Origin of the sequence: Labilibaculum antarcticum, assembly GCF_002356295.1 — a bacterium.
Taxonomy (GTDB): domain Bacteria; phylum Bacteroidota; class Bacteroidia; order Bacteroidales; family Marinifilaceae; genus Labilibaculum; species Labilibaculum antarcticum.
Map to the genome: position 1 here is coordinate 5,653,372 of NZ_AP018042.1, position 14,559 is coordinate 5,667,930.

Genomic DNA, 14,559 nt, shown 5'->3' on the forward strand with positions numbered 1-14,559 from the left:
GGGAATTTAAAACAGGATGCATTAGATCACATATTTTCCAAAAAATGAGATACTCAATACTATTAATAACAGCATTACTAGTTTTTTCAGAAACTGTCAGATCTCAAACAATCACAAAAGAATTGCAGGATTATATCAATTTTGCCATTGCAAACAATCCGGAACTGAAGGTTATGGATCTAAAATATCAGCAAGCATTGGAGATAGTTCCACAGGCAAAAGCATTGCCTGATCCGAGTTTCTCGGCAGGAGTCTTTATACAGCCAATAGAAACACGCATTGGAGCCCAAAAAGCAAAACTTTCGCTTTCGCAGATGTTTCCATGGTTTGGAACTCTTGGTGCCAAAGAACAACAAGCAAGTTTGCAGGCTCATGCTCAATATCTGAATTACCTTGATGCAAAAAGCAAATTGGAAATGAATGTAAGACTCTCCTATTTGGATTTGATTCTAATGGATCGCAAAATCTTTTTCACTCAAAAACGTGTCGAAGTGCTGTCTCTATTGGAAAAACAAAGTCTTAGCCAATTTGAAAACAATCAATCGAGCATGGTGAATGTCTTATACGTTCAAATGCTGAAAGAAGAGTTGATTTCTAAGCTTGGTCTATTTCAGGATAAAAAGCAGACCCTTCAAAGTACATTCAATAAATTGTTAAACCGTAATTTAATAACTGCCGTTGATTTACCAACAGATGATTCTTTTCTGGCACAAGCAATTTCTTTTGATACTGATTTCTCTTTCGACAATCACACAAGAATTGATTCTTGGGAAACCATGAAGGAGGCCAGTTCTTTTGGAGAGAAAGTGGCGAAACTAAACGGAATGCCCAAGTTTGGTATCGGTCTCGATTATGCAATTATTGCTGAAAGAACAGATATGGATGTTGCCAATAATGGAAACGACGCACTGATGCCCATGATCACGATGAGCATTCCTCTGTTTCGAAAGAAATACAAATCTGCCGTTAAAGTCAATCAGCTAAAACAGGTGCAGTTCGAACAATTAAAAATTGAAGAACTGAACAGGCTTGAGCTGGAAAAACAAAAGGCAACAGAAGAGTACGCCACGGGGACCCGAGAAATAAAAGTATATGAGAATTTATTGGCAAAAGCCCGACAATCATTCGAAATTCTCACGAGCAATTACGAAACATCTTCTGGTAAATACGAAGAGGTTCTGAACATGCAGCAGAAAATTTGGATCTACGAGCAGAAACAAATTGAGGCACAAGTAATGATTCAGAAAAGCATCGCAAAATTCCAATATTTAGGAATGTAGGGACACATGAATTTTGTCACCCCTAAATCCCCTAAAGGGGACTTTTATTACAGCTTTAGACTTACGGTCAGTCTTTTCTTAATTTATTGGAGCTGTAAATAAATCATATAGAATCATTGTTATCAGCGTCTAAAATTAATGTAAAATGAAAAATACAATCAAATATATAAGTGAAAACTGGAAACAAAAGCTCATCATTTTAGTCGTGGGATTATTTCTAGGTTGGATCATTTTTGGTGGAAAATCAGAATCGACAAATGAGCACGAAGGTCATCAACATGCTTCAGAAAATGCAGCTGTGGCACCAACAATATGGACATGCTCCATGCATCCGCAGATTCAGCAACCAAGTGAAGGCGATTGCCCCATTTGTGGCATGGATCTAATTCCCTTAGACAATTCAAGCAGTAATTCATCGCCGGCAATAATTGAGATGAACGAAACAGCCATGAAATTGGCAAATGTGCAAACCACAAAAATTGAAAAAGGAAAGGCTGTAAAGGAAATCCTTCTAAATGGAAAAGTGCAGGTTGATGAGCGAAAAATCAGCTCGCAAGCCATTCATTTCGATGGTCGAATTGAAAAACTAATGGTCAATTTTGAAGGTGAGAAAGTAAGAGAAGGACAAACTCTCGCAAGAGTTTACGCCCCGAAATTGGTAAGCGCACAACAGGAATTATTGCAATCCTTAAAAACAAAAGATTCCTATCCTGAGTTGGTGAAAGCTGCAGAGCAAAAACTGAAATTTTGGAAACTTAGCGCCGATCAAATTAATAGCATTAAAGAAAGCGGTGAAGTACTTCAATATTTCGAAATAAAAGCAGACGCTTCCGGTTACGTAATTAAAAGAAATGTGGCAGAAGGAAACTATGCAAAAGCTGGAAGTATTCTCTTCGAGATTGCCGATTTGAGTCACGTTTGGGTCGTTTTTGATGCCTACGAAAAAGATCTGGCCTTCATTAAAAAAGGAGCTGAGATCGAATTCACAATTTCTGCGATTCCTGGCAAAACGTTCAACTCTAAAGTCAGCAATATCGATCCTGTTATTGACGCAAAAAAACGTACACTTTCTATCCGGACAGAATTAAATAATCAGGACCTGTTAGTAAAGCCGGAAATGTTTGCTTCAGGGATTATCCATGCTGAAATAAACCAAATGAATAATGCGCTTCTAGTTCCTAAATCGGCCATTATGTGGACAGGAAAACGATCAGTAAGCTATGTAAAGGTTGACGGAGGATTTGAAATGCGTGAAATTGTACTCGGTGAATCTTTAGGTGATTTTTACATTGTTACCGATGGTTTGGAAGAAAACGAAGAAGTGGTTAGCAAAGGAACTTTTACGGTTGATGCGGCAGCTCAACTCAACAACAAATACAGCATGATGAATCGTCCGGAAAGCAAGAAAGGTGTGCCAAACCTACAAGGATATGCTTCAATGGACTTTAGTATGAAACTGGAACAGCTGCTCTCCTCTTATTTTGCGTTGAAAGACATTCTGGTTGAAACCAAGGCAAAGGAAGGCAAAATAGCAGCAAAAATGGTGATGAGCAATTTGATGAAGATGATGCCTAATGATGCCGCACTAAAAGGAAAAGCTGTTGAATTCTGGAAAGAGAAATATCCTGTTCTACACGATCATCTGGTCGAGATAATGAATAGTGATGATATTAAAATTCAGCGCAAGGCTTTTAAACCATTCAGTGAAGCACTTATTGGGACCCTAAAATCTCTGGGAGCAGGAAAAAACAAAGTGTTTATACAATTCTGTCCCATGGCCGACAGCGATTCGGGGGCCTTTTGGTTAAGCTCCGAAGAGAAAATAATGAATCCTTACTTTGGGGATATGATGTTGCATTGCGGGGAAGTGACCGATACGATAATTCATGAAGAGCCAAAATCAAATCCTCAACAACACCAGCATCAACATTAGTAATAATAATATTAGACTGAAAAGTAATGCTATCAGTTTAAATCAATAATATAATTATAAATTTAAAACGAAATAAAATGAAAAAAGGAATTCTATTCACAGCGGTAATCTTTTCTATGATTACCATATCGTTCACAGCAAATGCAGAGGTGAAGAAAGCAAGTTTTAAAGTATCCGGGAATTGTGGAATGTGCGAGAAAACAATCGAAACTGCGGCTAATGCTGTTGAAGGTGTTGTTAGTGCAGATTGGAATAAAGAAAGCAAAGAAATGATTGTAAGCTTTGATACTGAAAAAACAAATCTGGATGCAGTACATAAAGCCATCGCAAAATCAGGTTACGATACCGATACAGTTAAAGCAGACGATAAAGTTTACAGTGGACTTAATTCTTGTTGCAAATACAGAAAATAACAAAATGGGGTGTTTCCTTTCGATTGGTTAACTACATACAATTACTTACAACTAAAATCGAAAACAAAGGAGCACCCCTACTTTTCCTATTTAATTGAGGAATATGGGAAAACTTGTAGAACACTTCCCCATATTCTGTCAATCTTTAAAATATTATATCCATTTTAGTTTTCATCATCTCACTGATACCTTACCTCTTACTTCAGTTAGAGTGATATCTGGCACGTTTATTGGCTTTCACAAGACATTCAAATAAACCAAAATTTATTTTTTGACGTTTTCTAGTCAATCAATCAAATTTAATTAAAACTAAACACACAATGAAGATTTTAAAATCACTAAGTGCAATCACTCTTGTAATTTTGTCATTGATTTTTATTCAATGCTCCGATGACAATGTAAACCTTACAACTCCTGTGAAAATTAGATTAACAGATGCTCCCGCACAGTATGATAAAGTGAATATTGATATTCAGGCCATTCAATTTCACTCTTCGAATGATGATACAAAAGAAAGTGGATGGCAAGAAATGGATTTATTAAATGCTGGTATTTATGACTTATTGGAGTTTAATAACGGTTTAGATACACTTTTGGTAGATCAGGATATGCCTAGTGGTACCGTGTCGCAAATGCGATTGATTCTTGGTGAAAATAACTCCGTGGTAATTGATGGTGTTCCATACGTTTTAGATACTCCATCGGCGCAAACATCTGGTTTGAAATTTCAGATTCATGATGATTTCATAGCTGGAATTGAGTACGAATTATGGATTGATTTTGATGCAGCCCGTTCTATTGTTGAAACTGGGAATGGCAAATACAAATTGAAGCCAGTAATAAGAACTTTTAATGAAGCTACAAGCGGTGTGATTTCAGGATCAATAAATCCTGCTGAAGCACTTCCAACTATTCATGCAATAATCGGTTTGGATACCACCTCGACCATTGCAGAAGCAAACGGCGATTTCATGATTAAAGGATTACAATCAGGCATATACAAACTTGATTTAATGCCTATTGATGGATATACCGAAAAAGAAATTGAAGGTATTGAGGTAAACAATGGTGCTGTTACTGATGCTGGAACAATTGAAATTTTAGCTAATTAATAAGAAACACTACTACTACAAGCGAAAGTTGCTCTTTTAAGGGCAACTTTTTTTTGTTTTTAAAAATCTATTCTAGTAATGCTCCCTCTTTATTTTTATTTAAGTAAATTGATCTAACTATATTTATTAAAAGGAAATAGGAATGAAATTCAAATACAAAATATCACCAGACTTAAAACTGATTAATGAATACTACTACGGTTACTTCAAATGGAATGATCTAATCAACAATACCTTAAGCACTCGTGAAAATTCATTATTTGACGAAACCTACAATGTTATTGCCGATTTTACTCAAGCTAAAGTTATCTTAAACATCAAAGATTTGGATGACTATATTGAAGAATACCAAAAGTACAGTCTGATAGCAAACAAATGTGCCATTATTGTAAGTGAATCATACGACACGTCAATGGCTATGCTGTTCGAAATTCAAGTACGAATTCAAAATGCGAAGGTTTTTCATTCTCATGAAGAAGCCTGCGAGTGGCTTGAAATAGACCCTGTTCTAATTACAAAAGAATAAAAGCACCTCCTTACTAAACTTATTAAAACTGATTTAAAATTACCTCTCCATCAGTCATTTAACTTGACTTCGGCAATTCAATGCGTTAACTTTAATTTACGCTTGAGGATGAATGAAAATTTATTCCAACCCCTGAAGTTCCATCCTAAGGAATCGAAAATATTGGATTACTCCCATAATTATTTGAATTTATTAATATCTGATTGCAAGTAGGAAAACTATTATTTTAATCGATTGAGCACAAATGATTAATTGAAATAACTTAAGGACCTGTATTGCATGGTATTACTTATTCATTATTCATGTCAACATCAAAAAAACTTTCACATTTAAACCCTTAAATCATGGAAGAACTAAAAGAAATAACATTGGCCTCAATGCCACGGATTGGTGACAAAGCTCCAGAATTTAGAGCAGTTACTACCCAAGGAAACATTCACTTCCCAAATGATTACCAAGGTAGTTGGGTCATCCTTTTTAGCCACCCTGCCGACTTTACTCCTGTGTGCACTTCCGAATTCATGACTTTTGCAAGTCTGGAATCCAAATTCAATGAAGCAAATTGTGAATTGGTTGGCTTATCTATCGATGGTTTGTATAGTCATATTGCCTGGTTACGCACCATTAAGGAGAAAATAGAATATAAGGGGATGAAAAATGTCGAAGTCAAATTTCCTTTAATTGAAGATATTACCATGGAGGTGGCCAATAAGTACGGAATGATTCAACCGGGTGAGGACAATACAAAAGCTGTTCGTGCAGTATTCTTTATCGACCCTCATGGAATTATTCGTACAATTATTTACTATCCGCTAAGCTTGGGGCGAAATTTCGATGAGATCTATCGGGTTGTAATTGCTCTGCAAACTGCAGACAAGTTTTCTGTTGCGACTCCAGCTGATTGGCAACCGGGAGATGAAGTTATTGTTCCTCCTGCAGGATCGTGTGGTGTTGCTAAAGACCGAATGGAGAACACCGATGAAGATGTTCACTGCTACGACTGGTTCTTCTGTACCAAAAAGATAGAAAAGGAAGAAATTTTGAATGCTATTTTAAAAAAAGAAGAGCTTTCACATTAATAAAAAACAATGGCTACACAAGGTAATTTCTTCTGTAGCCATTGCTTTTACCGTTTTATTAAAAAATCGACATCCATCAATTCCAATTAAATTATATTTTTTTCATCATAAAAACTACCATAAAATATTTTTTTTAAATACCTTCAGTATAATTATATTTAAGGAAACTGGATGATGAATGATATACACCGCGAAATAATTAAATCCCTCCCCTATTTTTATTACGTAATTGAAGCTGATAGTTTTATCGTTACTGAATCAAATGATCCTAATTTTGCAGGCAATCAACATTGTTGCAATTTAATTTTCTCCAATTCCGATAATTGCCTTATAAAGAGCCAATCCAAATGCTCTGTTGCAAAAGTTATCGAGGAAAAAAAATCCATAAAAACGAAACTTAGCAATCTTACTATTAAAGGTGAAACTAAAAGCATCTGGGTTCACGCCAGTCCCATATTTAATGAAAATCAACAAATTACTCACGTAATTCAATACTTTATTGATATCACCGAACAAGAAAGCTTACATGATCAAATTGAAACTAAAACAACAAATCTTGAAGAAGTATTCTCTGATTTTTCAAGGCTAAACACTGAATTAAAAGAAACAACCAACAAGTACAAATCATTATTTGAAGACTCACCGGAATCTCTTTGGGAGGAAGATTTCACAATCCTAATGAAAAGCATAGAGGCACTAAAATCTAAAGGAATAACTGATTTCCGAAGTTACCTTGATGATCATCCTGAAGTATTGATTGAATTAACTCAACAAGTAATTATTGTTGATGTTAATAAAGCAACCATTAATTTATATAAAGCTAAATCTAAAGAAGATTTAATTGGCAACTTAGACAAAACATTTCTACCAGAATCACTTGTCGTTTTTAAAGAAGAACTATTGACTATTATTAATGGCAAAAAACATTTTGCAAAAGAGGCTAAGGTAAGAACACTTGAAGGAGAAGTTGTTGATGTAATTATAAAACTCTTTTACACCAAAAATGGTGATAAATACACCGCATACGTATCCACAACAGACATAACAGCTCGTAAGAAATCCGATATCGCCTTAAAACAAAAAAACGATGAATTCATACGATTAAATGACGAACTTGAAAGCACAAACAAAGAATACGAAATATTAAACGCAGAGTACAAAACAATTAACAGAGAGATTCTTAAAACCAATACAGAGCTAGAAAGATCTAAAGAAAAAGCAATTGAAAGTGATCAGCTTAAGTCTGCTTTTTTAGCAAATATGAGTCATGAAATAAGGACTCCTATGAATACAATTATTGGTTTCTCAGATTTATTAGGTGAGCCAAATCTTTCTATTGAAAGAAGACATAAATTCCTTAAATTAGTTCAGACAAGCAGTGAGCATTTACTGCAAATTATTGATGATATTATTGATATTTCAAAACTTGAATCGAACCAGCTAAAAATTAACAAAAAATCGTGCCCGCTCAATGAATTACTTTATGAAATAAAGGAATCGCAAAGCATGGTTAAGATAGTAAAAGCAAAAAACAATGTTGCCCTTCAATTAAACATCCCCGAGAACACTGAAAATATAAACATTTCTTGTGATCCTACCCGATTCAGACAAATTCTCTACAATCTGGTCTCCAATGCATTTAAATACACCAAAGATGGCTTTGTCGAAATTGGTTATTCCATTTCGGATGTAGATTCGATGGTCCATTTATATGTGAAGGATACTGGTTTCGGTATCCAACCAGATATGTTCCAATTAATTTTTGAAAGATTCAGACAAATTGAGAATCAAAATTTACAGGAAGGAACAGGTATTGGCCTAAGTATAACAAAAGGGCTTGTTCATCTTCTGGGAGGAGAAATTTGGATTGAATCGAAAGTTGATGAAGGAAGTACATTTCATTTCACGATACCGATATCCGAAGAGAATAAATCAACTATTAAAGAGAATGCCTCTCAGCAAACCTTAAATGAAATTAACCTTTCGCGATGCCTTGTTTATATAGCCGAAGACGACATTTCATCTTTTCTTTTACTTGAAGAATTGTTGCAACCCACTGGGGTTAAACTGAAACATGCTGAAAATGGAAAAGAATTATTAAATCTTATCAATTCACAAACCCCTGACCTAGTACTCCTTGACATCAACATGCCAATCATGAATGGTTTTGAAGCAATCGACAAAATTCGAGAAACTCATCCAACAATACCTGTTATTGCACAAACGGCATACGCTATGGCCGAAGAAAGAGAAAAGTGTATCTCAATTGGATGTAATGACTATATTTCCAAACCAATTAACGCACAACTACTATTAAAAAAAATCAGGAAATATCTTACCTGCCATAAAAACTAATAAATTTACTCTTCCGTTAAAAAAACTAAATACTATCGTATGGAACAATATTTGTTTACTCCATATTGAAGTACTTTATCACAAAACAAATACAGTTAGAATTATCATTAGATTTACGGAGATTTCTTGCAAAGCCAATTTTATATTAAAAAAAGTTTTGTAATTTTCGACTCAAATTATGCTTATCAACTTTATAATAAAAATGAAGAAAACATTTATTACTCTTATGTGTGTAGGTTTTTGCCTGCTATCCTCTTTTACAAGCAAAGCACAAAAATATAATATTGAGATTAACCTAATTGGCTCTACTGACAGCACTGCTTATTTAGCACACTATTTTGATGGCCGCATATTTGCAGATGATACAACCCAATTGGTAAACGGGAAAGGTTTATTTGCCAAAGAAAAAATATTGGATGAAGGAATTTATGTCATTTATCTTCCTTCTCAAAAATATTTTGATCTCTTAATAGGTAAAGATCAGGAGTTTTCCATATCAACAGATCCTGCAAGCTTTATTGAATCAAGCAAAATAAATGGCGCCAAAGAAAGTGAAGCCTTTCATGGTTTTCAAAAATTCATGAAATCTCAAAACGAGAAATCAAAAATAATTCAGGAGGCATACAAGGCAAGTAAAGACAATCCTGCAGAAAAAGAGAAATATCAGGAAGCTTATAAACAAGCAGATATAGACGTACGTGCTTATATTCAAAAACTGAATCAAGATTATCCTGATGGAAGTTTTGTTGCGAAATTTGCACAACTAACCTTGTCTCCAAAAATTCCGGACTTTTCAAAAGAAATTCCAGAATCAACTCCCGACAGAGATCAAGAAATAAAGAAAAAATCATACCTATACAATAAAGATCATTACTTCGATCATGTAGATTTTGCAGATAATCGTTTTTTAAGAACTCCAATTCTTAAAAATAAATTGGATTTTTTTTATGAGAAAATCCTCATTCAAAGCCCCGATACAATTGTAAAAGAAGCAACTACGATAATCGAGAAATCAAGATCCAATCAAGAGTTTTTCCAATATCTTGTGCAATACTCGCTTAACTACGCTGTTAAAAGTAAGATTATGGGAATGGACGCTGCCTTCGTTACCTTGGCAAAAAAGTTCTATTTGAGCGGAGAGGCAAATTGGGCCGATTCAACCCTACTTGCCAATATTCGTGAACGAGTAATAAAACTTCAATATAATTTAATTGGAATGAAAGCTCAGGACTTAAAGATGGAAACTCCCGAAGGCGAATTCGTAAGTTTGCACGAAGTAGAAGCCCCTTTTACTATTTTGTATTTTTGGGAGCCCGATTGCGGTCATTGTAAAACTGCAACTCCACGATTAAAGACCGAAATTTTAGACAAGTACAAGCAATTAGGTGTTAAAGTGTTCGCTGTTTGTACTCAAAATAACAAAGAAGATTGGGAAAAATTTATTGCTGATAAAGATTTATTTGATTTTATCAACTGTTACGATCCGCACTACCAGACCAATTTCAGAATTTATTACGATGTTTTTAGCACACCAACCATGTATCTGCTTGACAAGGATAAGAAAATTATTGCCAAACGATTGGATATTGACACTCTTAAAACCTTTCTTGATCACGAATTTGAAAACAAAACAAATTAAGCAACAGGACACTTTAAGGTGCCCTGTTTTGTTATGACTATATTAATTTCCTATTTCACCCCCAATAAGTAGTAGTCTATTTAAAAAACAGCTCCTTTTTTCGAAAAATTCGGATAAAATATTTTTTATGCCTGTACGCAAACGATATAGAGCTTAAAACATAGTAGAAACTAAATTGAAAATCGTATTTTCAACGACTAATACCAAATTGAAACGGCTTAACCATATTTTACGGGCTGATAAAATAACTATTAAACATTTTTTTATGTGTGGATTTGTAGGAGTTTTTGATTTGAAGGTAGACGCACAAGAGCTGCGCCCTCAAATTTTAGAAATGTCTAAAAAGATTCGTCACAGAGGTCCAGACTGGTCTGGAATATTTTGTGATGAAAAAGCGATTTTGTCTCATGAGAGACTATCGATTGTAGATCCTCAATCGGGAGGACAACCACTTTACAGCAAAGACGGTAATCTGGCTTTGGCTGTTAATGGTGAAATCTATAATCACATGGACATTCGAAATCAGATGAACGGGTCCTATGAGTTCTTAACGAAATCTGATTGTGAAGTTATCCTTGCTTTATATCAAGAAAAAGGTATCGATTTTATTGATGATCTAAATGGTATTTTTGCATTTGCTTTATACGACAAAAAGAATGACTGCTACCTAATTGGTCGTGATCATATGGGAATTATTCCATTATATCAGGGATGGGACAAACATGGTAACTACTATGTAGCTTCTGAACTAAAAGCTTTGGAAGGCTATTGCAATAAAATTGAAGAATTTCTTCCTGGAAAATTTTTATACAGCAAAGACGGAGTTGTTAAAGAATGGTACCAGCGTGATTGGCAAGATTACGAGAATGTAAAAGACAACAAAACAGACATGGCTGTTCTTCGTAAAGGTTTGGAAGATGCTGTTCATCGTCAATTGATGTCTGATGTACCTTATGGAGTATTACTTTCCGGTGGTTTGGATTCATCTGTAATTTCAGCTATCGCAAAAAAATATGCTGGGAAGCGCATTGAATCTGGCGATCAGAAAGATGCTTGGTATCCTCAACTACACTCTTTTGCTATTGGTTTAGAGGGTTCTCCTGATTTGGCAGCTTCTCGTGTAGTAGCAGATCATATTGACACCGTTCATCATGAAGTAACCTTTACTGTTCAGGAAGGTTTAGATGCAATTAAGGATGTAATTTACCACTTGGAAACATACGATGTAACCACAGTTCGTGCTTCTACTCCTATGTATTTACTAGCGCGAGTTATTAAATCGATGGGAATTAAGATGGTTCTTTCTGGTGAAGGTGCCGACGAAATGTTTGGTGGCTATCTTTACTTCCATAAAGCACCAAATGCCAAGGAATTTCATAACGAATGTTTACGTAAATTAGATAAGCTACACCAATACGATTGTTTACGTTCGAACAAATCGATGGCTTCGTGGGGAGTTGAAAGTCGTGTACCATTCTTGGATAAAGAATTCCTTGATATTGCCATGCGAATTAACCCAGACGACAAAATGTGTACTGATGGGAAAATGGAAAAATGGATACTTCGTAAAGCATTCGAAGACTATTTACCAGAAAGTGTAGCTTGGAGACAAAAAGAACAATTCTCCGATGGAGTTGGTTACAATTGGATCGACTCTTTAAAAGAAATTGTCGAAAAGGCTATTTCTGATGAGCAATTGGCAAACGCTAAATTCCGTTTCCCAGTTAATCCACCTATGTCGAAGGAAGAGTATTACTACAGAACAGTATTTGCAGAACATTACCCTTCGGATACAGCTGCAGCATGTGTACCATCGGTGCCATCTATTGCTTGTAGTTCTCCCGTTGCAATTGCTTGGGATGCTTCATTCCAAAACAATGCAGATCCTTCGGGAAGAGCCATTAAAGCGGTTCATAACGACGCATACAAAAATAAATAAATATCGTAACAGATAATGAAAAAGGCCATTCGCATGATGCGAATGGTCTTTTTTCTCGTCTTAGTAATTCGAGATTTTCACTTCTATTTTGCAGAATACAAAAAGACTAGACATAAAGTTTTAAGTATCCCTAAAACTTCTATATTTGCATTGAAACCATTATTATTCAACTCAAAAATTTCATTTAAGGATTGAGTTCTATAATTTAGAAACAAATCTATGAAAAAGTTAATCAATTTATTTGCTATCAGACCGAACCTGAGACGTTTTTTGACTTCCTATTACCGCAATGATTTAGCATTTGACATAGAGGTTCAGCTTAGAATGCGGGCACTGAATTCTTCCTGCGAATACATTGAAAAAAATATGGTTGACGTCCCCATATTTAACAAGGCTTACGATGCATTGGATTATGCCTTAAACGAAATAAATTTAGAAGGACTTATTTGTGAATTTGGTGTATGGAAAGGTAAATCCGCCAACTACATTGCCAAAAAAACCTCAAAAACGGTACATGCCTTTGATTCCTTTGAAGGATTGCCAGAAACATGGTTGACAAGTCACAAAAAAGGACATTTTGCTTTAAATAACATGCCAGTGTTCGAAAAAAATGTTATTATCCACAAAGGATGGTTCGATGAAACTCTACCTCAATTTGTTAACGAATACACTAACAAGATTTCCTTTTTGCATATCGACTGCGATTTATACTCTTCAACAAAGACTATTTTTAAGTCCCTGAATAATCAAATTACAAAGGGCACCATCATTTTGTTCGATGAATATTTTAATTATCCATTTTGGGAACATCATGAATACAAAGCATTCCAAGAGTTTGTGCAAGAAAATAATATAAAATATGAGTACCTGTGTTATAGTTCAAAAAAATTCGGTTCGAAAGTTGCTGTGAAAATCCTCTAACAAGCTAAAAATTAAATAAACCTTGCCTTCATCTTTTTCTAATCGCCTTAATGCCATTTTTTTTGATCTGACAGGAGAACGATTGTGCAAAACTATTACTGTAAAAGTTGAACCAGCGAGGCTTTCTCCCAATAATGTTCTAATTTAGCAGATTCAAATTAGAGAACTATTTCCATGCTAAATAAGAAGAAAGAACACCCAAAAGAAAAATCAAAATTACATCCTAGAAATAAAAATCGTTCTCGATACGATTTTAAAAAACTAGTAGAAACTTGTCCCGAATTAGCGCCTTTTGTTATTCTGAACAAGTACGAGGATGAATCGATTGATTTTGCCAATCCGGATGCGATAAAAATGTTGAATAAATCATTACTGATGCATTTTTATGGATTGGATCATTGGGATATTCCTGAAAATTACTTGTGCCCTCCTATCCCGGGAAGAGCAGATTACATTCATCATATTGCAGATTTATTGTGCCAAAACAACTATGGGAAAATTCCTATGGGCAATAAATTTACTTGTATAGATATTGGCGTAGGAGCTAATTGCATTTATCCTATTATTGGGAACAACGAGTATGGGTGGTCGTTTATTGGTTCGGATATTGATCCTCTTGCTATTGCTTCTGCAGAGAAGATTATAGCTTCCAATCCATCACTAAAGGGGAATGTAAAATGCGTACTTCAAGAGAATTCCAAAGATTATTTTTACGGTGTTATTCCAAAGGATGAATTGGTTGATTTATCGATTTGCAATCCTCCTTTTCATGCCTCTGCCAAAGATGCTCTGGAAGGATCAATGCGCAAAACAAGAAACCTTTCCAGCGAAAAAGTGACTAAGCCAAGTCTTAATTTTGCAGGACAAAGCAACGAGTTGTGGTGTGATGGCGGAGAAGAACGCTTTGTTAGGAACATGATTAATCAAAGTAAGAAATTTGCAAAGTCATGTTTTTGGTTTTCAACACTAATCTCGAAAGAATCGAACCTTAAAAGTGTTTATCAAGCTCTTACCGAAGTAAATGCTACAAAAATAGAAACTCTACCTATGGGACAAGGGAACAAAATAAGCAGAATTGTTGCCTGGACTTTCTTATCGAAAGAAGAACAACAGAGATGGAAAAACGTAAGGTGGAATAATCAACCTGAAAAAAAGAAATAAGCTATCAACAGCATCAAAAATGAAATTAACATTTGATATTCTAATTATTACACACAATATTTAGATCAAATAAGTTCATTTAGATAAAAAATTAGTTATACCCTGACATGAACGGCTTGCTTAGAATCAGAGCATGACGGGTACTTCAAAAGACCAGACAGGTTTCTAAAACCTTTTTGGTCTTTTTGTTTTGAAAAAGCG

At 34.9% G+C, this 14,559-nt stretch carries 11 protein-coding genes; all 11 read left to right on the plus strand.

Annotation, left to right across the window (positions count from 1 at the left end; genetic code table 11):
• The first annotated feature begins 44 nt into the window (after window positions 1-44).
• The 11 genes from ALGA_RS22495 (at window position 45) to rlmF (ending at window position 14,358) form a co-directional block, all read left to right on the plus strand.
• A complete protein-coding gene (locus tag ALGA_RS22495) occupies window positions 45-1,280 on the plus strand; it encodes a TolC family protein (protein ID WP_162845519.1) in 1,236 nt (411 codons plus the stop codon).
• 145 nt (window positions 1,281-1,425) lie between these two features.
• On the plus strand, window positions 1,426-3,213 hold the full coding sequence (locus ALGA_RS22500) for an efflux RND transporter periplasmic adaptor subunit (RefSeq protein WP_096433212.1): 1,788 nt from the start codon (window positions 1,426-1,428) through the stop codon (window positions 3,211-3,213).
• A 77-nt stretch (window positions 3,214-3,290) separates the two neighbouring features.
• The gene (locus ALGA_RS22505) at window positions 3,291-3,626 is read left to right on the plus strand and encodes a heavy-metal-associated domain-containing protein (RefSeq protein ID WP_096433214.1); all 336 of its coding nucleotides are present in this window, start codon (window positions 3,291-3,293) and stop codon (window positions 3,624-3,626) included.
• Between the two features lie 320 nt (window positions 3,627-3,946).
• Entirely contained in the window at window positions 3,947-4,738 is a 792-nt protein-coding gene (locus ALGA_RS22510) for a DUF4382 domain-containing protein (protein ID WP_096433216.1), read from the plus strand.
• A 142-nt stretch (window positions 4,739-4,880) separates the two neighbouring features.
• Window positions 4,881-5,264, plus strand: a complete 384-nt coding sequence (locus ALGA_RS22515) for a hypothetical protein (protein ID WP_096433218.1) — start codon at window positions 4,881-4,883, stop codon at window positions 5,262-5,264.
• A 344-nt stretch (window positions 5,265-5,608) separates the two neighbouring features.
• Window positions 5,609-6,343 (plus strand): peroxiredoxin, encoded by a 735-nt coding sequence (locus ALGA_RS22520; RefSeq protein WP_096433220.1) that lies wholly within the window; start codon window positions 5,609-5,611, stop codon window positions 6,341-6,343.
• 171 nt (window positions 6,344-6,514) lie between these two features.
• The gene (locus ALGA_RS22525; protein ID WP_096433222.1) at window positions 6,515-8,698 is read left to right on the plus strand and encodes a hybrid sensor histidine kinase/response regulator; all 2,184 of its coding nucleotides are present in this window, start codon (window positions 6,515-6,517) and stop codon (window positions 8,696-8,698) included.
• 202 nt (window positions 8,699-8,900) lie between these two features.
• On the plus strand, window positions 8,901-10,337 hold the full coding sequence (locus tag ALGA_RS22530; protein WP_162845520.1) for a TlpA family protein disulfide reductase: 1,437 nt from the start codon (window positions 8,901-8,903) through the stop codon (window positions 10,335-10,337).
• A 265-nt stretch (window positions 10,338-10,602) separates the two neighbouring features.
• Entirely contained in the window at window positions 10,603-12,276 is a 1,674-nt protein-coding gene (gene asnB, locus ALGA_RS22535) for an asparagine synthase B (protein WP_096433226.1), read from the plus strand.
• Between the two features lie 219 nt (window positions 12,277-12,495).
• On the plus strand, window positions 12,496-13,197 hold the full coding sequence (locus ALGA_RS22540; RefSeq protein WP_096433228.1) for a class I SAM-dependent methyltransferase: 702 nt from the start codon (window positions 12,496-12,498) through the stop codon (window positions 13,195-13,197).
• 174 nt (window positions 13,198-13,371) lie between these two features.
• On the plus strand, window positions 13,372-14,358 hold the full coding sequence (rlmF, locus tag ALGA_RS22545) for a 23S rRNA (adenine(1618)-N(6))-methyltransferase RlmF (RefSeq protein WP_096433230.1): 987 nt from the start codon (window positions 13,372-13,374) through the stop codon (window positions 14,356-14,358).
• Window positions 14,359-14,559 lie beyond the last annotated feature (201 nt).

Bases quoted from the DNA above. Each gene is read 5' to 3' on its own strand.
- ALGA_RS22495 (WP_162845519.1), top strand. From the start codon at position 45: ATGAGATACTCAATACTATTAATAACAGCATTACTAGTTTTTTCAGAA.
- ALGA_RS22510 (WP_096433216.1), top strand. From the start codon at position 3,947: ATGAAGATTTTAAAATCACTAAGTGCAATCACTCTTGTAATTTTGTCA.
- rlmF (WP_096433230.1), top strand. From the start codon at position 13,372: ATGCTAAATAAGAAGAAAGAACACCCAAAAGAAAAATCAAAATTACAT.
- asnB (WP_096433226.1), top strand. From the start codon at position 10,603: ATGTGTGGATTTGTAGGAGTTTTTGATTTGAAGGTAGACGCACAAGAG.
- ALGA_RS22525 (WP_096433222.1), top strand. From the start codon at position 6,515: ATGATGAATGATATACACCGCGAAATAATTAAATCCCTCCCCTATTTT.
- ALGA_RS22530 (WP_162845520.1), top strand. From the start codon at position 8,901: ATGAAGAAAACATTTATTACTCTTATGTGTGTAGGTTTTTGCCTGCTA.
- ALGA_RS22520 (WP_096433220.1), top strand. From the start codon at position 5,609: ATGGAAGAACTAAAAGAAATAACATTGGCCTCAATGCCACGGATTGGT.
- ALGA_RS22515 (WP_096433218.1), top strand. From the start codon at position 4,881: ATGAAATTCAAATACAAAATATCACCAGACTTAAAACTGATTAATGAA.
- ALGA_RS22505 (WP_096433214.1), top strand. From the start codon at position 3,291: ATGAAAAAAGGAATTCTATTCACAGCGGTAATCTTTTCTATGATTACC.
- ALGA_RS22540 (WP_096433228.1), top strand. From the start codon at position 12,496: ATGAAAAAGTTAATCAATTTATTTGCTATCAGACCGAACCTGAGACGT.
- ALGA_RS22500 (WP_096433212.1), top strand. From the start codon at position 1,426: ATGAAAAATACAATCAAATATATAAGTGAAAACTGGAAACAAAAGCTC.